Here is a 25251-nt window from a genome sequence, read left to right on the forward strand (position 1 = left end):
AGACCAATCCGTATAACGTTCCTGGGCTGAGCACCGTAATCTCTGCGGCGACTTTATTTGCGCTTCACCAGGGAAAATCATGCAGCAACATATTATCAGCTGGCTCAAAGAAGCTGGCCTCCAGCATTACACCGATACCGTCGCACTGTTAATTGTGCTGGCGACAATTATTCTTATCTCTGTTATTACCCACGTCATCCTTCATCGCACGCTGATGCCGTTGCTACGTAACCATGCTGAAAAAAGCAGCCGCCAGTGGCCAAAAGCCATGATTCATAATCGCCTGTTCAGCCGTTTTGTCTGGCTGATGCAAGGCGTGTTATTCAAACTGCAAACTGAACTCTTCTTGCATAACAGCGAGCAGGTTTACACCGCCATTATTGTGGTGGCACAAGTCTGGATGATGATTTTTGCGCTGCTGATGTTCTTCTCGCTGCTGGATATTTTGCAGCAGTTAAGCAGCAACAGCGCGCTAGCGCAGCAGATTCCCGTACGCGGCATTATTCAAACTCTGAAGCTTATCGCCGCTATTTTGATGATTATCATGGTGATTTCGCTGCTGTTAGGCAAATCGCCGGGCGTGCTAATCACGGGTTTAGGTGCCATGACCGCGGTGCTGATGCTGGTGTTTAAAGATCCGATTCTGGGATTAGTGGCGGGCATCCAGCTCTCTGCGAATAACATGCTGAAGCTGAATGACTGGCTGGAGATGCCGAAATATGGTGCTGACGGTGCCGTTATCGACATTAGCCTGACCACGGTGAAAGTGCGTAACTGGGATAACACCATTGTTACCATTCCAACCTACGCGTTGATTTCTGATTCGTTCAAAAACTGGCGCGGTATGTCAGAATCAGGCGGACGCCGCATCAAGCGCAGCATTCACATTGATACCACCAGCATCCGCTTTCTCGAGCAGGATGATGTGCAATCGCTGAAAAGCGCGCTTCTGTTGTCACCTTATCTGGAAAGTAAAACGCAGGAATTGATTTCCTATAACGCACAGCTAGGTTGCGATCTCACCTCACCACTGAATGGTCGTCGTCTGACGAATGTTGGCACCTTCCGAGTCTGGCTTGAAAGCTGGTTGAAAACGCATCCGCAAATTCATAAAGGCATGACGCTAATGGTGCGCCAGCTGGCACCAGGCCAGGACGGTTTGCCGGTGGAAATTTATGTTTTTACCAACACCACGATTTGGCAAGAGTATGAAAATATTCAGTCAGATATTTTTGACCATGTTTTCGCTGTGCTGCCGACCTTCGGTCTGCGCGTTCATCAGGCGCCAACCGGCAATGATATGCGTATGATTGGTAAAGCTAACGCTTAATTGCCTTCTCGAAAAAGTCCGTATGCGGTAAAAAGCGTGCGGACGCACTTCTCCCCTTCTTGCCATCGGTGGCTATCTGCGGCTTAATGAAGCCTTTCTTAACTTTTGTTAAGTCGATCACACAGCCAGACCGCCTGCTCAGGCGTTTCTTCCGTTCGATATGTCTCAAAATCATAAGAGGGAAAGATGTCATCCGCTTCGACTTCTGAAACAGACGCGCGCTACCGTTATGCCTGCGAAATTGCCCGTGCGGCTGCCAGCCGTGCTTATTCCTGGTATCAACAGCGCCAAAAATTAGTGGTGGAACACAAGAGGGATCTCCAGGACGTCGTCAGCGAAGCCGACCGCAACGTGGAAGACCTGATCAAAACGCTGATCGCTGAACGTTACCCGGACGACGCGGTGATCGGCGAAGAAAGTGGCGGTAATACGCAAGGTGCCACCTATGTTTGGGTGGTTGATCCCATTGATGGTACCGCCTGTTTCATTAATGGGCTGCATAACTGGTGCGTTTCGCTGGCCGTGTTATGCGAAGGCGAAGCGGTGATCGGTGTGGTGTGCGATCCCAATCATCAGGAGCTGTTTCATGCCCGTCAGGGACAAGGTGCATGGATGAATGAAACCCGGATTCATGCTCATAACGCCCAGCATTTAAATGAAGGTTTACTCGGTTTAAGTAATTCCAGCCGCGTTCCCTCAGAAAGCGTCACCTCGCTGATTACGGGGTTAACCGCTCAGGGTGGAATGTTTATTCGAATCGGCTCTGGCGCTTTAACCAGTGCCTGGGCGGCTGCAGGACGGCTAATCGGCTATTACGAAGCGCACATGAATCCATGGGATAGCTTGCCAGGTATCGTTTTAATGCGTGAAGCAGGCGGTGTGACCAATGATTATTTGCGCAACGACGGGCTGAAAAAGGGTAATCCAGTATTGTTAGCCAATGCGGCTATTTATCAGCAAATCAAAGCATTGGTCGATAATAGCGCCCTGCTCGACTAAATACGCCAAGCAGACACAGGCGCCTAAGATGGCTGCCCCCTTTTTCCGCTGGCGAGCAGGGGTATTTTGCTCGCGGCGGCGGGTGACTCCCCCGCTACACGCAGAGGAACAGTATCAGTTAGAAAAAGAGGTAAAGCTGAGTCGTCATGGCGTTCGCCCTCCTATGCGGGGTAATCGCCAGGACACAGAAGCGGCCACGGCCCGGACGACGTGGAGTTTCGCCGACGGTGAATTATCCGGGCATGACTATAGCGCGGTGGTGAATAAAGGACGCTGGCAAGGCGAACATTATCGTCATTTAGGGCTGCTCAGCACGGGCCGCCCAACGCCTGATGAGACATATGCGCCCGCCAGCCCACTTCAACGCACCCGCGCCATCGCATAATCATTGGTTGAGGATGCCTTTCCCGGCCACGGCGCAAATCACTCCGTTATTGCGGCTTCTCACAGCCAAAGACGACCTCAGTAATGACGTGTTATACACGACGCAACGACACGGCATCAGACAAACTGTAGAATAACGCCGGCCAGTACGCTTTAACCTTATCAATTCAGCGCAGAGGCATTCTCTAAGGCGCTGTATTATAAATAAATATACCCCATTAATTACGATACTTCGGTTCTGAATGCTAATAAATAACAGGGTAAAATAAATAAATAGTTCACGTACCATGAATAATTAAAAAATCAGCAAATGGCACAATTCTCATTTCATTACAGAGACTGTTCGGCACTATGTTTTTGTATTAGGATAGCGCTGTCAATCATCCCTTTGAATTACTCTCTTTATTTTTTTGATTTTGTTTCGGCGAATAGTTTCGCCGCTTTTATTTATTCACACAGCAATAATTAAATTAATCAAACTATTGAAATTAAAAGATAAATAATATTTAAATATAAAAAAAATACATCAATAAATTTTTTAACGCTTTGCTGAATCCGTTTTAATAATAATCCATCTGTTTTCGCGGATGAGTTGGCCGGGTATTATTCGATTTTTTAAAAGCGATTTAACGCCCGCTAAACTTACACTTCACCGGATTTATTCATTGCCAGCCTAATTACTGACACCCACCTGTTAAGCTATTTAACAGATAGAAAGAGAGCCCCTCATGAAGAGAGGCTCTCTCGCGATCAAGCCTGCTTACGCACCAGTTTATAACCGAGCAGCAGTACAACGATCCACACCATACCGACATACAGCGAGATACGCGTATCCGGGAAATAACCAATCAGGCCGATAATAAACACTAAAAACGCCACGCCCACACCGGCTGTCCAGCTACCACCGGGTAGCGCAAAATTCAGTTTGCTGGCCGCTTCTTTACCGATTTTGCGACGGAAAGCGATCTGCGACAGCAGGATCATGATCCATACCCAAACCGTGGCAAACGTTGCCAGTGAAGCAATCACCAGGAAGACTTTTTCGGGCATCAGGTAATTAAGGTACACCGCAATCAGCATGGCAAACATCATGACCACCACCGTGACCCATGGAATACCACGTGCAGAGACTTTCATAAAGATCTTCGGTGCATGGCCCTGCTGTGCCATGCCATGCAGCATGCGTCCCACGCCAAAGACATCACTATTAATCGCTGACAGCGACGCGGTCAACACCACGAAATTCAAAATTGAAGCCGCTGCTGCAATACCAAGATGCTGGAAGGTTAATACAAATGGGCTCCCGGAAGTGCCGACCTGATTCCAGGGGTAAATCGACATGATGACAAACAGCGTACCGACGTAGAAGACCAGAATACGCATGGGAACAGAGTTAATAGCACGGGGAATTGAAATGGCCGGATCTTTGGCTTCACCCGCTGTAATCCCAATAATTTCAATGCCGCCGTAGGCAAACATCACCATTTGTAGCGACAGCAACATGCCAACAATACCGTGAGCGAAGAAGCCGCCATTGGTCCACAGATTGTGAATGCCGGTGGGCTGTCCGCCGTTGCCAAGCCCCCAGATAATCATGCCAAAACCGGCCAAAATCATCACGATAATGGTGGCGACTTTGAAAAAAGAGAACCAAAACTCGACTTCGCCAAACACCTTAACGCTCATCAGATTCACGGCACCGATAATCAGCACCACACTCAATACCCAAATCCAGTGTGGGACATCGGGAAACCAGACGCCCATGTAGATACCGAAAGCGGTGACATCGGCAATAGCGACGATCAGGATCTCAAAACAGTAGGTCCAGCCGGTGATATACCCGGCTAAAGGGCCAAGGTAATCTTGGGCATAGCGAGAAAAAGAGCTGGCCTGTGGATTGTTCACCGACATCTCACCCAGCGCACGCATGATGATGTAAGCCACTGCGCCACCGATAATGTAAGCGAGCAAAACGCTCGGTCCCGCCATTTTGATAGCATCAGCAGAACCGTAAAACAGCCCGGTTCCAATCGCCGATCCCAGCGCCATAAAACGGATATGGCGCGTGCTCAGTCCGCGTTTGAGCTTATTGGTTTCTTGCATAACAACCTGTACCTGTGAAAATGAAAAAACCACGGGCAAGCCCGTGGTTAGAGAAAAAACTGTTTACCGTTACGAGTGAACGCTAACCTGTTCGCGCCCTTTCACCCGATCGACCACCGCCGCAATCAGCAGCATCACTAACGACGGTGGCAACCAGGAAAGTCCCTGATCTGCCAGCGGCAAGTGTTGGCTGAAGGCAGGCAGTAGCGCTTTGAACTCGGTGGTTTTGATAGCATCAACAATACCGAACAGCAGGCTAACCAACATGATCGGCGCGATGATACGGCTGTTTTTGTTCCACCAGTTCAGGGTGAAGCTCAGCACGACCAGCACGATGCATGGCGGATAAATAGCTGTCAGCACCGGAATCGAAATCTGAATCAAATGGCTAAGACCAAGATTCGACACCACCATTGAGAACAGGCCCAGCACAAACACCAGCGTTTTATACGACAGCGGCAAGTGTTGTGCAAAAAATTCTGCACACGCACAAGTCAGGCCAACGGCTGTCACCATACAGGCAACGAAAATCAGTACAGCCAGGAAGAGGCTACCCATACCGCCGAAAGTCTGCTGGACATAAGCATGCAGAATAGCCGCACCGTTGGCATTTTGATCAACCAGCGCACCGCTTCCTGAACCCAGTTTGAACAGGCTGAGGTAAACCAGCGTCAGGCCAACACCGGCAATCAGGCCAGCCAGGATGGTGTAACGCGTCAGTAAGGCAGCGCTTTCTACGCCACGTGAACGCGCCGCATTGACGATAACAATACCGAACACCAGCGCACCCAGCGTATCCATCGTCAAGTAACCATTAACGAAGCCGCTTGAGAAAGCCGCACGTTGATAATCTACCGTTGCGGGAATGATATCGCCTGCTGGCCACAGCAGCGCAGCCAGGCCCAGCAAGGTCAGCGCTATAATTTTCAGCGGTGCGAGGAAATGGCCAACGGTATCCAGCAATTTACCCGGATAGAGCGAAACGCCGATCACTAAGGCAAAATAGATCAGGCTATAGATAAACAGCGGCAGCGGGCCGTCACCTGTCAGCGGCGCAATGCCGATTTCAAAGGAGACGGTTGCGGTGCGCGGCGTGGCAAACAGCGGGCCAACCGCCAGATAGCACACGGTCGCCAGCACCAGACCCGCCACTTTGCCGATCGGCGAGCTGAGCGCATCAATGCCGCCGCCGACGCGCGCGAGCGCAACAACGGTGATCACCGGCAAACCTACAGCGGTAATAAGGAAACCAAGCGCGGCAATCCAGACATGTTCACCAGACTGAATACCAACCATCGGCGGAAATATAATATTGCCCGCGCCAACAAACAGGGCAAATGTCATGAAGCCCAGCGCGAGAATGTCTTTCGGAGTTAAACGATGTGTCATACGGCCTGTCACTGATGTTGCGGTGGAAGTTGAGTTTGCGTTGTCCCCTCGCTGCGTCAAAACAACGACTTGCTAGCCAATGTCAGCGCATTATGCTCGTCGTGAGGTAAAGCGCAGGTGATTTAAGCGGCTTTTATTCTGTTCACGGAGGGATGGATCGACAACGGCGCTAAGTAAAACGTTTATAGCGGAGAAAGGCAATACGGGATCGGGAAACCAGACGTTAATCATGCAATTTAAGGCAAAGCTAGAGAATAGCTTCGATATTTAGCCTAAGCACATAAGATGATGTGCTTATTTTTTCCTCAAGCCGTGGGAAGTTTCAGCATTAACCGATTCTTAGATGCACAAAAGGCGCGTTTTACGCGCCTGTCTGCACAACTTTACAGCCTTACCACACTTGATTAGCGATTTCGACCACCAGGCGAATCTTCTGCCACTGCTGCTCTTCGCTCAGGCTGTTGCCTTCTTCAGTCGAGGCAAAACCACATTGCGGGCTGAGGCAGATCTGATCAAGGCTGACAAACTTTGCCGCCTCCGACAGACGCGCTTTCACCTGTTCTGGATCTTCCAGCTCGCCGTTTTTAGTGGTGACTAAGCCAAGCACCACTTGTTGATGGCCAGGCTTGATAAAACGCAGCGGCTCGAAACCACCAGAACGCTCGTTATCATATTCCAGGAAAAATTCATCTACATTCACGGAGCCAAATAAGATTTCAGCCACTGGCTCATAGCCGCCTTCTGAGATCCAGGTTGAACGGAAGTTGCCGCGACAGACATGCAGTCCGATCGTTAAATCGTCAGGTTTACCTTCCAACGCTTTGTTCAGGACGCGTGCATAAATACGCGCCAACTCTTCAGGATCATCACCGCGCTCACGGATTTGGCTTTTCTGATCTTCTGAACAGAGATATGCCCAAACGGTATCATCCAACTGCAGAAAACGGCAGCCCGCGTCGTAAAAGGCTTTGATGGCGTCTTTATAAGTCTGTGCAAGATCGTCAAAGTATTCCGCTAAATCGGGATAGACGTTGGCATCAATCATTTTACGGCCACCGCGGAAGTGCAGCACGCTCGGGCTTGGAATGGTCATTTTCGGCACTGCGTCACCGGCTACGCTTTGCAGGAAGCGGAAATGTTCCAGCATCGGATGATGAGCAAAACCCAGTTTGCCGACCACTTTCACACCATGCGCTTTGGTCTGCACGCCGTTGAACTGGATGCCTTGATCCGCTTCATAGCGCTCGACACCTTCCAAACCGTAGAAAAAGTCGAAGTGCCACCATGCACGACGAAACTCGCCGTCAGTGACCACTTTCAGGCCATTTTCGCGCTGCTTAGCCACAACATCGCGAATCGCTTCATCTTCTACACGGCGCAGTTCAACTGCATCAATTTCGCCTGCAGCAAACTGCTCACGCGCCTGTTTAATGGCTGCAGGACGCAGGAAACTACCCACGGTATCGGCACGGAACGGGGCTGTATGTTGTTGCATGATCACCTCTGACTCACCTGACACATAATTGCGGCAGGGAATAATTTCGCTTGGTTATTTTTGGCCATCTGGATGGCTATATGTCTAACCAAAGAGTGACATGCGAACCCTTCATCTGCAATAGAAGAAATTTCAGGTAACGTGAAAGAAATTCATGTTGAGCGATAATCAGGTTAATTATTTTCAAGCGCAGCGCGCGCCTGCGCGATTTGCTTATCTGAAAGGGGAAGATAACCAGCCTCGCTTACACGACGCTGGCCTTGTGGCGACAGCGCCTGTTGTAAAAAAGCCGCGACAAGTGGAGGCAAAGGTTTACCCGGCGCTTTGTTCACATAAAGATAAAGCGGGCGCGCCCACGGATATTGACCGCTGCGAATGGTGTTCGCATCCGGCGCTACCGCGTCACCCTCTGCGTTGACGACCGACAACATTTTTACACCGCTGAGATGAAAGCCGAAGCTGGCATAGCCAATGCTTCGCGGGTTGCCTGCAACGGCTTGCACCACCGCAGCTGAACCGGGAAACTCTGCCACGTCGCTACGGAAATCGCCATTGCACAGCGCCTGCTGTTTAAAGAATCCCCATGTACCGGAAGCGGAATTTCTGCCGTAACGCTGCAAATTTCGCTTTATCCAATCCGCTTGTTGCAGTCCGAGATCGCCCCAGCGAACGGGCGTGGCGGTTGCGCCGCACAGTCGGGTGATAGAGAAAATCGCGTCGAGCTGACGCGGCTCAATCTGCTGCAACGGATTGCGCTGATTCACCACCACCACCAAAGCATCCATGGCTACCGGTACCGCCAGTGGCGGATAACCGTAGTGCGCTTCAAATGCCTGACGTTCATCTACCTGCATTGGGCGGCTCATTGCGCCCAGTTGAGCAGCACCCGCGGCTAAGGCGGTGGGTGCAGTGGAAGAACCGGACGCCTGCACCTGCACATTGACTCCCGGTGCCTGACGGCTAAAGTCCTCGCCCCACAATGTCATCAGGTAGCCCAGCGTGTCCGATCCTACGCTGCTTAAATTGCCGGAAAGCGTAATCGATTGTGCCTGCGTTATGGCAGGCAGCAACAAAAGAAGAGAGTAAAGAAGCGCACGCATGAGGACGTCCATTAACCGTTAATGAACTGCATTCTCCTGCATCCCGATGCTGACAATCAACCTCGGTGCCAGCGTAAAGGTAAAGCAGGTTTCCTGATGAGGAATACTGGTGATCTCCAGCCGCGCGTTTTGGTGGCTCAGCGCATGCTTAACGATAGCTAAGCCCAAGCCGCTGCCGCCTGTTGCTCGCGAGCGGGCTTTATCGACCCGATAAAAACGCTCGGTCAGACGCGGCAAATGTTCTGGCGCGATACCTGGCCCGTTATCGCAGACTTTAAAGATTGCGCCCTGCCGGCTGCGCAGCCAGCTGATATCAATGCGTGTGCCTTCCGGCGTATGATTAACGGCGTTGTAAACCAGATTGGAAATGGCGCTGCGCAGTTGTTCATCGTTGCCAAAGACTTTCAAGTGGGGATCGGTATGGAAATGAATTTCATGCCGCCCGCCGCTCAGCGTTTCAGCCTCATGTTGCAGCAGCTTTAACATCATTGGCACATCGACTTTCTCTTTTAGATCAATGGCGGGTGCGGCTTCAATGCGTGACAAAGTCAGAAGCTGTTTCACTAAACTGTCCATGCGGCGCGTTTGCTCCGACATGGTGTGCAGCGCTTTGCTCCGCGACTTTTCGTTCATCACCGCATCGTTCATCATCTCCAGATACCCTTGCAGCACCGTTAACGGCGTGCGCAGTTCATGGCTGACATTGGCAAAGAAGTTGCGCCTTGCCCCTTCCAACTGGTGCATTTGCGTGACGTCACGCGCCACTAGCAGCCATTGTCCTTCGCTGTAGGGCATGACGCGGAATTCCATGTGATGCTGATTATTCAGCACTTGGGTCAGCGGCTTATCAAAATCGCGCTGGCGAATATAGCGGGAGAATTCAGGATAACGCAGCAGGTTCAGGATGTTCTGACCATTATCTTCTGGCCAGCGTAAGCCAAGATGCTGCTGCGCCAGGCCGTTACACCAGAAAATGGTGCCCTCTTCGGTGGTGAGAATAACGGCGTCCGGTAGCGACTCTGCCCCGCTGCGGAAACGCTTGATCAGATTGCCTAGCTCTCGCCGCCGCCGCCGGTTACGCAGCTGCATTTGATACAAACCGTAGAACAACGGTTCCCAGCTGGCGCGCCCGGTCGGTGGCGTCATGGTGCGATCCAGCCATAACCAATGCGATAAACGCATCAGGTTATGGAAATGCCACAGCAATACGCCCAACACGCTGAGCAGCAGTAGCCACGGCAAGTAGCCGAACAGCAGGCCAAGAATCAGCGCGGGCAAAGACGCCAGCACCAGTTCCGACAATAATCTCTTCCAGGAGAGGCGTTCCAGCACGGGTAAGGCTCCGTTTAGTAGCGGGCAGAGAAACGATAACCTGTTCCGCGAACGGTTTGAACCATGCGATCGTGGCCAGAGAGTTCCAGCGCTTTGCGCAAACGGCGAATATGCACATCAACGGTACGATCTTCGACATACACATTGGTGCCCCAAACGTGGTTCAACAGCTGTTCACGGCTGTAAACGCGTTCCGGGTGCGTCATAAAGAAGTGCAATAATTTATATTCGGTCGGGCCCATTTCCAACGGCGTGCTTTCCGACATTACGCGATGTGAGGAAGGATCCAGACTCAAGCCCTGAATCTCAATCACCTCTTCCACCGCCATCGGTGAAATACGGCGCATCACCGCTTTAATACGTGCCATTAACTCTTTCGGTGAAAACGGCTTGGTGATGTAGTCGTCCGCGCCCACTTCCAGACCGCGCACGCGGTCTTCTTCTTCGCCTCGAGCGGTCAGCATCATCACCGGTATATCACGCGTCATCGCTTCGCGTTTAAGGTGCTTGATAAACTGAATACCGCTGCCGCCGGGTAACATCCAGTCCAACAGAATCAAATCGGGCCAGGGTTCAATCAGTTTACCGACCGCGCTGTCATAATCTTCCGCCTCGATTGGCTGATAATCGTTCTGCTCCAGAACAAAACACAACATTTCACGGATTGGGGCTTCGTCTTCCACAACCAAAATGCGCTTAGCCATTATTACTCCTGCTGATATGACGGCTGTCACTGATGTTCGCGGCGCCATTATGCGTCAGTTTTGTGACACTTTTATGAAAAACATACCCTGTTAAATCAGGCTTTAATACCGAACGTTGACAGCGACATAACATTTTATGATTTGCGTTAAGCGCTGAGGCCAGACGTGAAAATTTATTTAAGCAGGCCGCATTTATAAATTGATAGCCGAAATAATTCGAGCTGCAGGGAGGCGGCAAGCGGATAAGAGCCCGGAGCACGCACGCGCAGCCAACGCATCTGCAGCTTGAAGTATGAGGTATAATCGCCGGGCATTTGGTTTTAGCAGGGAGTTCTATGCGCATCATTCATACCGCGGACTGGCATTTGGGGCAGTTCTTTTACAATAAAAGCCGGGCAGCTGAGCATCAGGCTTTCCTTGAATGGCTACTGGCACAGATTGAGCAACATCAGGTCGATGCCTTGATCGTCGCCGGTGACTTGTTTGATACCGGTACACCGCCAAGCTATGCACGTGAAATGTTTAACCGCTTTGTGGTGGCGCTACAGCCCAGCGGCTGCCAGTTAGTGATATTGGCAGGTAATCACGATTCGGTGGCCACACTGAATGAGTCACGCGAGCTGCTTGCCTGCCTGAATACCCGCGTTATTGCGACACCGATCGACGAAGTGCTGGTGCTGAACAACCGTAAGGGCGAACCGGGCGCGCTGCTGTGCGCCATTCCCTATCTGCGTCCGCGTGACATCATGCGCAGCCGTGCAGGTCAATCAGGCCGCGAAAAACAGGTTAACCTGCTGGACGCTATTTCCGCCCACTATCAGCGCAGTTTTGTCGCCGCCCAGGCGCATGCATTGTCCTTGCCGATTATCGCCACAGGCCATCTCACCACGATTGGCGTGAGCAAAAGCGAGTCAGTGCGCGATATCTATATTGGGACGTTAGATGCATTCCCGGCTTCCGCTTTCCCTGCCGCCGATTACATCGCACTGGGCCACATTCATCGTGCGCAGCGCGTGGCCAACAGTGAACATATTCGCTACAGCGGCTCCCCCATTCCGCTGAGTTTTGATGAATTAGGCACGGAAAAAAGCGTTTTCCTGCTTGAATTTGCCCCCCATGGTCTGCAAAGCGTCACACCGCTTACGGTGCCGCAGTTTCAGCCGATGCAGATGCTCAAAGGCTCGCTGGCGCAAATTGAGCAGCAGCTTGCCGAATATCAAACCTATCAGGATGAGAAACCGGTGTGGCTGGATATTGAAGTCACGACGCAGGAATATCTCAGTGATTTGCAGCGTCGGGTTGAAGCGCTGACCGCTGAATTGCCGGTTGAGGTGCTGCTGTTGCGCCGCAGCCGTGAACTGCGCCAGCACAGCCTTGCGCGGCTTGAGAACGAAACGCTGAGCGAACTGAAAGTAGAAGAGGTATTTGCTCGCCGCTTAGCCCTGGACAGCGACATGGATGAAGCACAACTCCAGCAGCTCAATACGCTGTTCCGCAGCACGCTGGCTGACATTGAGGAGAACACATGAAGATCCTCACGCTACGTTTTAAAAACCTCAACGCGTTACGCGGTGAGTGGTTTATCGACTTCCGTGCAGAACCTTTTGCCAGCAATGGATTATTTGCCATTACCGGCGCAACCGGCGCGGGTAAAACCACCTTGCTGGACGCCATTTGCCTGGCGCTGTATCACCAAACGCCGCGTCTTGGTGCCATCTCACAAACACAAAATGCGTTGATGACGCGCGACTGCGCTGAATGTCTGGCGGAAGTTGAATTTGAAATCAAAGGCGAAGCCTGGCGCGCCTTCTGGAGCCAGAACCGCGCACGCGGCACGGCGGATGGCAAGTTGCAGGCACCACGCGTGGAACTGGCACGCTGTGCCGACGATCAGATTGTCGCAGACAAAGTCAGCGACAAGCTAAAGCTGATCGAAACGCTTTCCGGCCTCGATTTCGAACGCTTCACGCGTTCAATGATGCTATCACAAGGCCAGTTTGCTGCTTTTCTTAACGCCAAATCAGGCGAACGGGCTGAACTGCTGGAAGAACTCACCGGCACAGAGATTTATGGCCTGATTTCCATGGCAATCTTTGAACGTCATAAAGAGTCAAAAAATGCCTTAGCGCTGCTGCGCAGCCGAGCGGGCGGTATGGCGCTGCTTGATACCGAAACGCGAGCGGCGTTACAGCAGCAAATCGCTTCACTTACCGAAGCGGAGCAGACGCTAACCGCGCAATATGATAATGCCCATCAACAGCAGCAATGGCAGCAGCAGGCGCAGCAGTTCAGTGCTGATGTGCAGCAGATCGCTGACGCCTTGCAACAGGCAGAACAGGCGTGGCAAGCCGCCGAAGTCGATCGTCAGCGGCTGGCTCGCAGCGAACCGGCAGAGAAGCTGCGCGGCAAACTGCAACAGCGTGACGAATTACAGCGCGAACAGCGTGACGTGCTGCAGGCTCAACAGCAGCTTTCGCAGCAGCATCAGGAGTCTCTTGCGACTCAACAACGTGAACAACTTGCCTACACCGACGCGCAGCAGGTGCGCGAACAGACGTTGCACGTGCAGCAGCAGCAGGAAACTCTGTTAACGGAACAGGTGATTCCACTCGATCAGCAAATCGCCACGCTGCATCAACAAGCACAGCAGCAGCAAGGTGAAAAGGATCGGCAACAACGCGTCTGCGAGCAGGCACAGCAAGCGCTGTCGCGTGAAAATGCGCAATTTGAGACGTTGCAAAAAGAGCAAGCCGCTCAGCAGGTGATTTGCGCGCAGTTGGCGGATGTGGCGCAATGGGGCGCATCGCTGTCGCTATGGCAGGAACGGTTTGCCCAGTTAACCCAGCGTGAAATCGTGCTGGCTGAATTAACCCAGCAGCATCAACAGTTGCAGCAGCAGTTAGCCCAGCAGCAGCAGCAGTTTAGCCAACAAGCGCAACAGGCAGCACCGCTGCAACAAGCCGAACAGCAGGCTTTAAAAGTAGTGGTACAGGCGGAGCAAGTACTAACTTCGCTACAGCAAAACGATCCGCCTGAAACGGTGCGTCATTCCCTTACGCAACTGCAAAACAGCCGTGATAAGCGACAGAACTTGACGCTTATCGCCTCGCAGTGGCAACCGCTGCAACAGCAGCTTAATGTACGTCAGCAGCGCCTTGTTGCGCTGGAAAAAGCGCACCAGCAGGGCGAAGCTGAACTGCAAAAGCTGCGTGATGACTGGAAGCGTGAAAATCAGCAGCTAACAGATGTCGAGAAGATTTGCGCGCTGGAACAGCATATTGCCGATCTCGCTGATTACCGCGCACGCCTTGAGGCCGATCAGCCCTGCCCGCTGTGCGGTTCTTGCACCCATCCGGCAGTTGAGGCTTACACCCAACTGGAAATCAGCGAAAACCAGCAGCGGCTGGCGGCGCTTAAAGTTCAGGTCGAGGCGTTACGAGAAGCGGGAACCAGCAAAAAAGAGCAGCTAAATCAGTTCACCCTTCAGCAGCAAACGCTACGCGAAGAAATCGCTGATTTTACCCGTCAGAATGAAACCCTTACTCAGCAGTGGCAAGCACTGAGCAGTGAGCTGGCACTTACCTTCACGCTTAACGATCAGGCTGATTTAACGCGCTGGCAGCAGCAGCAAAGCGAGCAGGAAACCCGGCTATATCAAGTGCTTCAGGCGCAGGACGCCGCTGAGCGCACACGCCAGACCGCGAAAGAGCGCTACATTCAGCAACAGCAGGCTTTACAGCAACATCAGCAGGCGCAGCAACTGGCTGAGCAAACCTTAAAAAATCAGCAGCAAACGCTGGAAGGCGTGCAGCAGCGTCAACGGCAGGAACACGCTAACTGGCAGCAGCTTAACGATGCGCTACAACAGCAACTGACCGATGCCGCGCTAACGTCGCCGTCGCCGGAAGAACGTGAAAATTGGTTAGCGGCTCAGCAGCAGCGTTGGCAGCAGTGGCAAAAGAGCGAGCAGCGGCTCGCCACACTGCAACCGCAGTTGACGCGCGCTGAAAGCCAGGTCAACGCTCTTCAGCAGCAGCTTGAAAGCGAGCAGCAACGCCTTAACACTCAGCAACAACAGCTCACGCTGATTACCTCGCAGCTTGACGCACAGCGCCAACGGCGCACTTCACTGTTTGGCGATCGCGATGTGTCGTCTGCGCGCCAGCAGATGCAGGCGACGCTGCAACAAAAAGAGTCACAGCTGGCGCAAAGCTTAAGCCGCTGGCAGCAAGCGCAAACCCAAGTCAGCAGCCTGGGCGGACAGCTGACAGTGATGGATACCCAGTTAACCTCGCTGGCAACGCGCCTGGCCGATGCCGAGCAGGCGTTCAACAGCGCCTTGAGCGCCGCCGCCTTTAGCGATGAAGCCAGCCTGCGCGCGGCCTTGCTGGAAGAACAGGTTGCGCAGCAGTTGCGTCATCACCTGCAACAGTTGGATCAGCAACAGCAGCAGCAACGGACGCGACTGGCGGAAGTGCAGCAGCGTTTTGCCGCGCATCAACAGGCGAAGCCAGAGAATATGCCGACATCTGCTGAGGCATTAAGTGAGCAGCTAGAAAATCTACGGCTGGCACTCCGCGATAACGCCAGTCAGCAAGGACAGGCGCAGCAGCAGTTACTTAGCGATGCAACGTTGCGCGCTCAGCAGCAAGAATTAATGCAGCAGATTGAACAAGACGACGTCGCGCTGGCGCAGTGGAGCTTGCTCAACGACTTGATTGGTTCGGCCAGCGGCGACAAATTCCGCCGGTTCGCCCAAGGGCTGACGCTTGATCATCTGGTGGCGCTGGCCAATCGTCAGTTGGATCGCTTACACGGGCGTTATCTGCTGCAACGCCGCGCGCTGGATCTACTGGAACTGGACGTTGTCGATACCTGGCAAGCCGACACCGCCCGTGACACGCGCACGCTTTCTGGCGGCGAAAGCTTCCTGGTAAGCCTGGCGCTGGCGCTGGCGCTGTCCGATTTGGTGAGTCATAAAACGCGTATCGAATCTTTGTTTCTTGATGAAGGCTTCGGTACGCTGGACGCCGAAACGCTGGATACCGCGCTGGATGCGCTGGATGCGCTCAACGCCAGCGGCAAAACCATTGGTGTGATCAGTCACGTCGAGGCGATGAAAGAGCGTATTCCGGTGCAGATCAAAGTGCAGAAAATGAATGGTCTGGGCTACAGCAAACTCGATTTGCCCAGCCCGTGAGGAGATGAGAATGACGAAATGGATCATTTGCAGCGCCTGTGTTGCGCTGCTGGCGGGATGCAGTCAAAAAGCGGCCACGGGAACGGATCCAGAGGTTAATGCGTATCTGCAACAGGTGAATAGCGCATTGATTCAGAACTTCGGCAATAGCACGAAATATGCAGGCAAAACCTGCAAAGTGACAGCACAACGTCGTCCAGATGGCCGATACAATGTGCTACGCACGGAAGGCGATGAAGCGCTGTGCCTGAAATCCTGGCAAACCGTCAGCAGCATGCGCAATTTACCTTTACCGCCTAAAAACGCGCCTGAAGGTTTGGAGATTATCTTTCCTCAAACCGACGCTAACTAACCTGTAGATCCTGCCGCCACTGGCGTGGGCTGATACCAAACCAGCGGCGGAAAGCGCGTGAAAAAGCGCTGACTTCTGAATATCCCAGCAGCAGCGCCATCTCTGAGATCGGCAGCTGCTTCTGCTGTAAATAGTGTGTCGCCATTTCGCAACGCACTTTATCCACCAGCGCAGTAAAACTTATTCCCTCTTCGCGCAAGCGCCGCTGTAACGATGCGCCTGATAATCCCAGTTTATCCGCTATCTCTTCCAGCACCGGTTCGCCCTGCATCAGCGAAAGATTAACCTGCGAACGCGTTTGCTCAACAATACTCTGCTGTGAGGCCGCGCTGTTTAAACGTCGAATCGCATCCTGCATCACCATCAATAACATCGGATCGCTTTCTGGCATGCTGCGCATCAAATCGCGCTTGGCGATCACCAGCGAATTAAACGGTTGATCGAACCACACCGGCGCATCAAACACTTTGCAGTGCTCATGCCACTGCTCTGGACGTGGATGTTCGAAATGTACTTCGCGCGGCGCCCAGTTTTTACCGGCAACGTGACGAATCAGGTTCATGAACATGCCCAAGGTTAATTCGGCGTCCTGACGTCGCGTCAGGATTGCGCCGTGGCGCACCTGATAATCGAGCCGCCAGCTGTCGCCTTTGTCCACCAGCCGGGTCAAGGTATCGTGTTGATGCCAGGGAAAAGCATTCACTACATTGTGTAGCGCCTGCTCCAGCGTGGCCGAGCACAACCCGATGTAACCAATCAAGCCTAATGACTGCGGTTTAAACTGCTTGCCGTAGTGCAAACCGAAGTTATCAAACGCAGAGTGACGCGCCGCCTCTTCCATCACGCGACAATAGTTGACCAGCCCCAGACTCAGCGTCGGACTGGCGAGCCGTTCAGGATCGATGCCGCTAATGCCAAATATGCGATCTACATCGCCGCCGCGAGTATGAATAAAGTCGCTGAGGCCGGTAGCTGCCGCCGCCAGCACGCCATGATTGCCCGACCCCGCCGCCGAGAGTGCGGCAAACGCGTCGGGCTGTCTCATCATCGTCGGGTTCATGGTCGCCTCAGAAAGTAGATTAGTGATCTCTCTTTCTGTGCAGCAATTTTCATACCAGCTCAGGATGGCGCGATATCACACCTTTAACGTAAAGCACGCGTAAAAGAAACGAAGCGAGGCACCGCGGCAGCGCATATGCGCTCACCGCTGGTGCATTACGCGCCGACCGGCAGCTGTTCAGTTTCCAGATAGCGGCGGCAAAGACGGACAGAATGCGCGGCCCATTGTGGCCCCAAACTCTGCGCCATTTCAGTTTCAGCATGCGATCCTACCCATGCGGTAAGCTGGATACGGCGCTGGATCAGCAAGGTCGGTACCATCGCCATCTCTTTATCGCTGATGTGCGCCACCTGTTCATAGCCGCGGATCCAATTCTCGACCCACTCTCCGGCACGAGGATGGTGCTCAACAAAGCTGATCGCGGCGGCCAGATCATGCAGATACCAGCCGAGGCCGCAATCATCAAAATCGATCACCCGCGTTTCGCCTTTGTGCAGCAGCAGGTTAGTCAGGCGAAGATCCGCATGGATCAAACCGTAACGATCCGCGCCTTTACCGAAAGTGTCTAACTGCTGGCCCACACGATCTATCGCCTCTTCAACCACGCCATGATCCGCAGGATCGAGCGCTGGCGCGTCTTGCCAGCGTCCCCAATGACTTTGCGCACTGGTCATGGTGTGGTGATCCCAAATGATGCGTTGGAATCCGGCGGGTTTCTGCCAGCTTTTACTGTGCTGATGCAGTCGTGCGGTGATATTGCCCAACTGCTGAAAGGCTTTGGGATCGACATCGGTGGTGGGCATCTCGCCTTCGATCCAGTGAAACAACACCACGTGACGCGCGCCGCCTTCGGGCAGCAACAGCGTCAACACTTTTTCCCCTTCATTATCCGCTACCGCTTCCGGCACCACGATGCCGGTTTCCCGCAGCGCATCCAGCCACAGCAATTCACTGACGATGTCAGCTTTCTGATGATAATTGCCACGATGCAGGCGCAGCGCGTAGCGCTTTCCCGCCGCTTTTAACAGAAAAGTGGCGTTTTCGGAGCGACACAGCAAGCTCAGCTCGCCCTGAAGCGCAGCGGGATAGCGGCTTAGCGCCTGCTGCGCCAGCGCGGTCAGTTGGGAATCAGTCAGACTGTCATATTGTTTAGCACTCATCAGTTCGGCTCCAGTAGCTTGCGTGTTATCAGCATGGGACGCCAGCTCCGCAACTGCTTGACCGCAGGCCACCTAAAGTTGACCGCAGCGTGCATCTGGCACCGTTTTTGCCTCTAAGTTGACCGTGGAGGACAAAACTCACCGCGCTCGCGTCAAGTCTTTATCACCCAGGCAGCGGCATTATCCCTTCACTGTAGCGCAAACGATTAAATCGCGGTGTCCATGCCGCTTAGCACCAACAACGACGGGGATAACATTATGACGAGCAAGCTCAAACCCACATTAGGTGCCCTGCATCTTTGGGGAATCGCAGTTGGCCTGGTCATTTCAGGCGAATATTTTGGCTGGAGTTACGGTTGGGGCGTGGCGGGCACCTTGGGCTTTTTAATCACTACCGCGCTGATTGCCACCCTCTACACCTGCTTTATTTTCAGCTTTACCGAACTGACCACCGCCATTCCCCACGCCGGTGGCCCGTTTGCTTATAGCCGCCGCGCCTTTGGTGAAACGGGCGGAATGATTGCTGGCCTGGCGACCTTGATTGAATTTGTGTTTGCACCCCCGGCGATTGCGATGGCAATTGGCGCTTATCTCAACGTGCAATATCCCGATCTTAATCCTAAAACAGCGGCGGTCGGTGCCTATATTGTTTTCATGACGCTGAATATTCTCGGCGTGAAGTTGGCCGCGATGTTCGAATTGGTGGTCACGATACTGGCGGTGATGGAACTGCTGGTGTTTATGGGCGTGGTCTCGCCGGGCTTTAGCCTGACCAATTTTACGTCTCACGGCTGGGCGGGCAGCGACAGCTTTGGCATGCCTGCGCTTTCCGGTATTTTCGCGGCAATTCCTTTTGCCATCTGGTTTTTCCTCGCCATTGAAGGCGCGGCGATGGCGGCAGAAGAAGCCAAAGATCCTAAGCGCACCATCCCGAAAGCCTACATTACTGGCATCCTGACCTTGGTGGTGCTGGCGATTGGTGTGATGGTGTTAGCCGGCGGCGCGGGCGACTGGCGCACGTTATCAGGTATCAACGATCCGCTGCCGCAAGCCATGAAAATGATTGTGGGTGAAAACTCTAACTGGATGCACATGCTGGTGTGGATTGGCCTGTTTGGTCTGATTGCCAGCTTCCACGGTATTATTCTTGGCTATTCTCGCCAGTTCTTTGCTTTGGCCCGCGCCGGTTATTTACCGCCAGGTCTGGCGAAACTCTCACGCTTTCAGACGCCACATCGCGCCATTATCGCGGGCGGTTTAATTGGTATCGCTGCAATTTACAGTGATGGCTTTATTAATCTGCAAGGCATGACGCTGACCGCCGCGATGATCACGATGGCGGTGTTTGGCGCCATTGTGATGTACATCATGAGCATGCTTAGCCTGTTCAAGCTACGCCGAACGGCACCGGAAATGGAACGCAGTTTCCGTGCGCCGGGTTATCCGATTGTCCCTGGCATTGCATTGGTGCTTTCAGTGGTATGCCTGTTGGCGATGTTGTGGTTTAACCCAGTGATCGGCGCGCTGTTCGTGGCATTTATGGCAGTGGGATATCTTTATTTCCTGGCGACTAAATCACAACGCGACAGCGCACCACAAGACAGCATGTTAGTGGGAGAATAAGTTAACGCGTTACCTGGGTTAAAGAGGTACTCGAGGCCGGTTTATTCAGTCGTGACCAGACGATTAGGCTAAATCGGCCTTTGCTATTAACGCTTTGCTTGCGAGTGATATGATTCCTGCCAAGCCAACACGTGACGCGCAGCAGGAATGTAGATGAAGAAAAAAGAGTTCGTGACCCAGGATCTGCTTAGCAAGATTTATCAGTCCGACGCTGACGGGCCGCGTAAACTCCCACCCGAACGCCAGTTGGCCGAAGAGTATAGCGTGTCACGCTTCACTATCCGTCAGGCACTGGAAAAACTGGTTAGCATTGGCGCCGTACGCATTGTTCAGGGTTCGGGCATCTGGATTAATGCGTCAGTGCGCAGCAATCCACTGGTCTACAACTCGATCACCGAAAAACGCTTTGACCAAATTCACTTCCGCCTCATCAGTTTGCACAAGCGCCGACCCGACAGCGATGAACAGAAGATATTCGACATTGATGACGAGACTTTTATTTGGGCCTTCTGCCGCTTGCGCTATGTTGATGATGTCGCTGTACAGATTGAGCATTCTCGTCTGCCGGTGTCACTGTTTCCCGATCTCACCCGCGAGGTCACTGAACGCTCAATGCAAAAATATGTGCTGAGCAAGGGCTATACCATTTCACATATGCTCACCAGCTATCGCGCAATCTGTATCAGTCGTGAACAGGCCGCGTTGTTAGGCTGTAAAAAAGGCAGCCCGGCGATGCACATCATCAACCGGGGCATGTTGCAGGGCGGGCGCGTTTATGAAATTAGCGACATTACCGATATCAATTACACCTGCACTTACCTCACCCCTTTTAATCACAATAATCTTGAGTATCGTCAGGAAAATCGCTGAGTTTAAGGTGTGTGAATTGTGCCGTCAGGCAAGCGGCTTTGCGTCCATTCATGGGGACGATAAACCAGCGGATGCTGTGCCGCCCGTTCAGCATTGAAGGTGACGCCAATCCCCGCTTGTTGTGGCGGATAAACATAACCCTGCTTCACCTCTGGCGCGCCGGGGAATACGGCGTCAGTTAACGCTGAGCGTGGAATAAACTCCTGAATTGCCGCGTTATGAAAATGAATATTGAGATGGGTATTCACCGCCACGCCGATCGGCGTCATATCGCCCGGTCCGTGCCATGCCAGACGAACCCCAAAAGCCTGACATAATATCGCCAGTTTTATTGCCGGTGTGATGCCGCCAATTTGCGAAATATGACAGCGAATAAAATCGATGCGGCGATTAATAATCAGATCATGCCATTCTGCCGGATTATTAAATAACTCCCCTAATGCCAAGGGAATGCTGCTTTGCTGACGCACCTGTTCCAGCCAGGCGCACTGCTGCGGCGGCAAAATATCTTCAATAAAATAAGGCTGGAAAGGCTCCAGCTGTTTAGCCAGCTGCACCGCCTGCTGCGGAAACAGTCGCTCATGCACATCATGCAAAATTTCCAGCTTGTTACCATATTTCTCGCGCAGCGCACGAAACATCTCAACGGTGTTGGTCATGTACTCTTGCTGAGAATAGTAAGCGCCCTGTGTCGCATCTTGTGGCGAATGCAACGCTTCTGGCGTGCCGCCATAGAAGCCCAACTGACAACGAATATGGCGATAACCTTGCGCCAGTAATTCATCTACTGAGTGAAACAAGGCTTCCAGCGTTTCCCCGCTGGCGTGGGAATAGGCGGCAATCGCATCGCGTGATTTTCCGCCCAGTAACTGATAAAGCGGCATATCTGCCAGCTGACCTTTGATGTCCCACAACGCCATATCGACACCGGAAATCGCATTATTCATGATCGGACCGTTACGCCAGTAGGCATTAACGTTCATCATTTGCCAGAGGTCTTCAATATTATTAGCGTCACGCCCGATTAGCAGCGGATGTAAATACTCATCAACTAACGTTTTTACGGCCAACGGACGCTGTTGAAACGTAGCACAGCCATGACCTGTTACGCCTTTATTGGTTGTAACGCGCACAGTCACCAGATTATGGCGATCCGGACGAGTAATGAAACACTCGATATTTTCAATAATCGTTGGGGTCACAGCATGAGCTCCTGCTTTTTTATCAAAGGAAATAAAATATTCAGGCAAATATCTTCACCTCGAAATTGCTCTGAAGCAAAACGTTTTTTTAACTTTATTTTGGTCAGTTTTCTTTTATTTTTTTGTTAAAAAAACGAACCAATTTAGTCAAACAGCCTTGTTAAGCCCTTTCATTGCTGCAAAGTGTGAGCTTACTCATGTTTTATTGGTTTGTTTTGTTAACACCCATTCATTACCATTCCCTCGCTAATTAAAACAATAACCTCTGTCCGCAGGAGTTTTTATGGGTACGCAAGAAATTGTGAATACGATTATTCAGCTAGTCGGTGGGCAGGATAATATTAATAAGGTTTGGCATTGCATGACGCGTTTACGCTTCGATCTGCTTGATGAGAATAAAGTGGATCATGCAGCGATTAAAAAATTGCCGGGCGTATTAGGCGCGCAGATGCAAAGCGATCAATTTCAAATTATTGTTGGCCCAAAGGTGAATAGCTGGCATGAGCAATTAATTGCCGTACTGAAACCAGAAGCGGTTAATAAAAAACCGCAGGATAAAACACGCAAAAGTCTCGTCTCTCTGTTCATGGATACCGTTTCGGGTGTGTTTGGCCCGATTGTTCCGGCCATTGCGGGTGCAGGTATGATCAAAGGCTTATTAGCCGGACTGGTTGCGCTTAACGTGGTTTCAGCGAAAAGCGATACGGTTATCGTAATCGATCTCATCGCCAGCGGCGTCTTTTATTTCCTGCCCTTTTTCCTGGCGGTTTCTGCGGCAAAAATATTTAAAACCAATGAATACCTTGCAGCTGCGGTAGCGGCCTGTTTGATGTATCCCTCTTTAACAGACGCGGCAAAAGCGCTGGCAACTCATCAGGAAGGTGCCGTCACCGCATTTTGGTTTTTGAATGCTGTGCCGGTCTCAATATTTAATTACGCATCGAGCGTCATTCCCGTGATTTTTTCCATTCTGGCGTTGAGTTATATTCATCGCGGCGTGGACAGAATCATGCCGGATGTGTTGAAAACGGTATTCACGCCAACGCTTACGCTATTTCTTGCCGCACTCGCCGCATTAGTGATTATCGGCCCGATCGGCATTTGGCTGGGCAAAGGTCTGGCATGGTTTATTGAGGGATTATTTGGTGTTTCATCCAGTTTTGCCGGAATTATTGTTGGGGCTATTCGCCCGCTGGCGGTGTTAACCGGTATGCATCACGCTATGACGCCCATTGCCCTGCAAAATTTCAGCGACCGCGGCTATGACATGCTGATGCCCATGATGTTTATGGCCAATATGTCGATTGCAGGTGCTACCTTCGCCATTTGGACCCTTAATAAAGATCGCCAGGATAAAACCGTCACGCTTTCAGCGGCTATTTCCGCCTTGCTGGGCATAACTGAACCTGCGCTGTTTGGCGTGCTTACGCGCTACAAAAAAGCGTTTATTGCCGCCACCATAGCCAGCTCCGTTGCCTCTGCCTTCGTCGGTTTTTTCGGTGTGCGTTTATATGGTTATATCCTGTCGAGCATTTTCAGTTTGCCCGCTTATATTGGCCCCTACTTCATGTTCGCTTTATCTGGCGTGGGAATAGCGCTGGTACTTTCCTATTCATTAACCCTCTTGTTAGTCGGAAAGAGCGAGTCATTACACATCGCTTCGCAAAAGTCACAGTAAGATGTGTAGGGCATTCGTTGCTTTAAGCTTGCATGGAAGCCAGGGCTGATCCGAGCGTTGATGTTGCTGTTTTGACAACGGCACAATGGATAAATGGGTGCTGGCGAGTTGTGACCGTAAAGCGTCCGCCATAAGGAAATGGCGGACGAGGCTGCAGGGAACGGGTTACGCCGTCTTTAGGTAACAACCGCCCGTGCCGCCTGAAACACCCTTGGCACTTAACGAGAATATCAGCTCTTCAGCGGCCATAACCAAGCGGCTCCCCGTACACCACTCGAATCACCATGCATGGCTTTCAGCACCGGCGTTTCACACTCTCCGCCAAATACCCACTTCTTCATCAACGCGGGCAACGTGTGATATAGGCGATCAACATTGCTCATGCCGCCGCCTAACACAATGACATCGGGATCAAGCAAATTCACCACCTGTGCCAGCGACTTCGCCAGACGCATTTCGTAGCGACTCATCGCCAGCTCAGCAACCGGATCCTGCTGCTCCAGTAACTGAATAATTTCAGCCCCTTTACGCGACACACCACTCAGGCGCTGATAATCAATGGCAAAACCGGTGCCTGACACAAAGGTTTCAATACACCCTTGCAACCCGCAATAGCACGGTACTTCTTCGCGATAACGTAATTCATCGGCATCCATCCACGGCAGCGGATTATGTCCCCACTCGCCCGCATTCCCATTGCCGCCAATGCGTGATTCACCCTTGATGGCGACACCGGCACCCGAACCGGTACCAATGATCACTGCAAACACCAGCGATTTGCCTGCGCCCGCGCCATCCACGGCTTCAGAAACGGCCAGACAATTCGCGTCGTTAGCGATGCGCACTTCACGATTCAGCGCCTCGGCTAAATCTTTATCCAGCGGTTGCCCATTAAGCCAGGTGGAATTGGCATTTTTTACGCGCTGGCTATACGGCGAAATCGTGCCGGGAATACCTAATCCTACGGTGCCGGTTTGACCGGTTTTCTCTTCTGCCAATAGCACTAAGTCAACAATTGCCTGTACCGTGGCTTGGTAGTCGTCACGCGGGGTATTAATGCGATGGCGAAACAACTCCTGGCCTTCATTAGACAAGGCGATAACTTCAATTTTTGTTCCACCCAAATCAATGCCTATACGCACGGTTTATTCCTCATTATTCGTTCAGGTGAGAGATACAGTAGAGGGCGCTTACCGGAAAGGCAATGAAACCAATCCTATGTTTCGCTATCATGCGCGCTGACTCTGTTAGACTTGTGCGCCCGATCGCG

18 protein-coding genes and 1 pseudogene are annotated in these 25251 nt (G+C 52.3%); 9 read left to right on the top strand and 10 right to left on the bottom strand.

Translation table 11 applies throughout. The features are described 5' to 3' along the window. Window positions 1-79: 79 nt before the first annotated feature. The 3 genes and pseudogenes from SC127_RS04485 to SC127_RS04495 form a co-directional block, all read left to right on the top strand. A complete protein-coding gene (locus SC127_RS04485; protein ID WP_332625404.1) occupies window positions 80-1330 on the top strand; it encodes a mechanosensitive ion channel family protein in 1251 nt (416 codons plus the stop codon). Window positions 1331-1516: 186 nt separating this feature from the next. Then, window positions 1517-2329, top strand: coding sequence for an inositol monophosphatase family protein (locus SC127_RS04490; RefSeq protein ID WP_215847466.1), 813 nt, complete (start codon window positions 1517-1519; stop codon window positions 2327-2329). Between the two features lie 28 nt (window positions 2330-2357). Further along, window positions 2358-2711: pseudogene (locus SC127_RS04495) on the top strand (histidine-type phosphatase); the annotation flags it as partial. Between the two features lie 752 nt (window positions 2712-3463). Here SC127_RS04495 and proY read toward each other — a convergent pair. From proY to phoB, 6 genes are all read right to left on the bottom strand, one after another. After that, on the bottom strand, window positions 3464-4816 hold the full coding sequence (gene proY / locus SC127_RS04500; RefSeq protein ID WP_243078421.1) for a proline-specific permease ProY: 1353 nt from the start codon (window positions 4814-4816) through the stop codon (window positions 3464-3466). Window positions 4817-4885: 69 nt separating this feature from the next. Further along, complete coding sequence (gene brnQ, locus SC127_RS04505; protein WP_332625406.1) at window positions 4886-6205, bottom strand: branched-chain amino acid transport system II carrier protein; 1320 nt, start codon at window positions 6203-6205, stop codon at window positions 4886-4888. 391 nt (window positions 6206-6596) lie between these two features. Then, complete coding sequence (locus SC127_RS04510; RefSeq protein ID WP_215847470.1) at window positions 6597-7700, bottom strand: cobalamin-independent methionine synthase II family protein; 1104 nt, start codon at window positions 7698-7700, stop codon at window positions 6597-6599. A 173-nt stretch (window positions 7701-7873) separates the two neighbouring features. Continuing rightward, window positions 7874-8800 carry a PstS family phosphate ABC transporter substrate-binding protein gene (locus tag SC127_RS04515; protein ID WP_332625410.1) on the bottom strand — a complete coding sequence of 309 codons (927 nt, stop codon included), beginning with the start codon at window positions 8798-8800 and terminating at the stop codon, window positions 7874-7876. 18 nt (window positions 8801-8818) lie between these two features. Beyond that, the gene (gene phoR, locus SC127_RS04520; protein ID WP_215847471.1) at window positions 8819-10132 is read right to left on the bottom strand and encodes a phosphate regulon sensor histidine kinase PhoR; all 1314 of its coding nucleotides are present in this window, start codon (window positions 10130-10132) and stop codon (window positions 8819-8821) included. 14 nt (window positions 10133-10146) lie between these two features. Beyond that, a complete protein-coding gene (gene phoB / locus SC127_RS04525) occupies window positions 10147-10836 on the bottom strand; it encodes a phosphate response regulator transcription factor PhoB (protein WP_215847472.1) in 690 nt (229 codons plus the stop codon). Between the two features lie 335 nt (window positions 10837-11171). Here phoB and sbcD point away from each other — a divergent pair, with 335 nt between their 5' ends. Genes sbcD through SC127_RS04540 form a run of 3 tightly spaced genes read left to right on the top strand, consistent with a single transcriptional unit; the run spans window position 11172 to window position 16388 of the window. Further along, window positions 11172-12365 (top strand): exonuclease subunit SbcD, encoded by a 1194-nt coding sequence (gene sbcD, locus SC127_RS04530; protein ID WP_243078423.1) that lies wholly within the window; start codon window positions 11172-11174, stop codon window positions 12363-12365. Next, on the top strand, window positions 12362-16036 hold the full coding sequence (locus tag SC127_RS04535; RefSeq protein ID WP_332625415.1) for an AAA family ATPase: 3675 nt from the start codon (window positions 12362-12364) through the stop codon (window positions 16034-16036). The genes sbcD and SC127_RS04535 overlap by 4 nt, the downstream gene beginning before the upstream one ends. A 10-nt stretch (window positions 16037-16046) precedes the next feature. Beyond that, window positions 16047-16388: a cell envelope integrity TolA C-terminal domain-containing protein gene (locus SC127_RS04540; protein ID WP_332625417.1), complete on the top strand. Its 342-nt coding sequence runs from the start codon at window positions 16047-16049 to the stop codon at window positions 16386-16388. On the opposite strand, the gene qhpR is transcribed toward SC127_RS04540, so the two are convergent. Both qhpR and SC127_RS04550 read right to left on the bottom strand, forming a co-directional pair. Continuing rightward, the gene (gene qhpR / locus SC127_RS04545; protein ID WP_243078426.1) at window positions 16381-17448 is read right to left on the bottom strand and encodes an AraC-like transcriptional regulator QhpR; all 1068 of its coding nucleotides are present in this window, start codon (window positions 17446-17448) and stop codon (window positions 16381-16383) included. The genes SC127_RS04540 and qhpR overlap by 8 nt on opposite strands. A 155-nt stretch (window positions 17449-17603) precedes the next feature. After that, window positions 17604-18608, bottom strand: coding sequence for a phosphotransferase enzyme family protein (locus SC127_RS04550; protein WP_243078427.1), 1005 nt, complete (start codon window positions 18606-18608; stop codon window positions 17604-17606). A gap of 258 nt (window positions 18609-18866) precedes the next feature. On the opposite strand from SC127_RS04550, the gene eat reads away from it, so the two are divergent. Next, window positions 18867-20231, top strand: coding sequence for an ethanolamine permease (gene eat / locus SC127_RS04555; protein ID WP_215847476.1), 1365 nt, complete (start codon window positions 18867-18869; stop codon window positions 20229-20231). 153 nt (window positions 20232-20384) lie between these two features. Then, window positions 20385-21101, top strand: a complete 717-nt coding sequence (locus SC127_RS04560; RefSeq protein ID WP_332625419.1) for a GntR family transcriptional regulator — start codon at window positions 20385-20387, stop codon at window positions 21099-21101. Between the two features lie 2 nt (window positions 21102-21103). Here SC127_RS04560 and SC127_RS04565 read toward each other — a convergent pair whose 3' ends face one another. Further along, the gene (locus SC127_RS04565) at window positions 21104-22303 is read right to left on the bottom strand and encodes an enolase C-terminal domain-like protein (RefSeq protein ID WP_243078429.1); all 1200 of its coding nucleotides are present in this window, start codon (window positions 22301-22303) and stop codon (window positions 21104-21106) included. Window positions 22304-22586: 283 nt separating this feature from the next. Here SC127_RS04565 and SC127_RS04570 point away from each other — a divergent pair, with 283 nt between their 5' ends. Continuing rightward, window positions 22587-23981 carry a PTS transporter subunit EIIC gene (locus SC127_RS04570; protein ID WP_243078430.1) on the top strand — a complete coding sequence of 465 codons (1395 nt, stop codon included), beginning with the start codon at window positions 22587-22589 and terminating at the stop codon, window positions 23979-23981. 230 nt (window positions 23982-24211) lie between these two features. Here the strand turns inward: SC127_RS04570 and mak are convergent, their stop codons facing one another. Further along, window positions 24212-25123: a fructokinase gene (gene mak, locus SC127_RS04575; RefSeq protein ID WP_215847478.1), complete on the bottom strand. Its 912-nt coding sequence runs from the start codon at window positions 25121-25123 to the stop codon at window positions 24212-24214. Window positions 25124-25251: the final 128 nt, after the last annotated feature.

It is taken from the genome of Pantoea sp. T14, assembly GCF_036663535.1.
Classification (GTDB): Bacteria; Pseudomonadota; Gammaproteobacteria; order Enterobacterales; family Enterobacteriaceae; genus Pantoea; species Pantoea phytostimulans.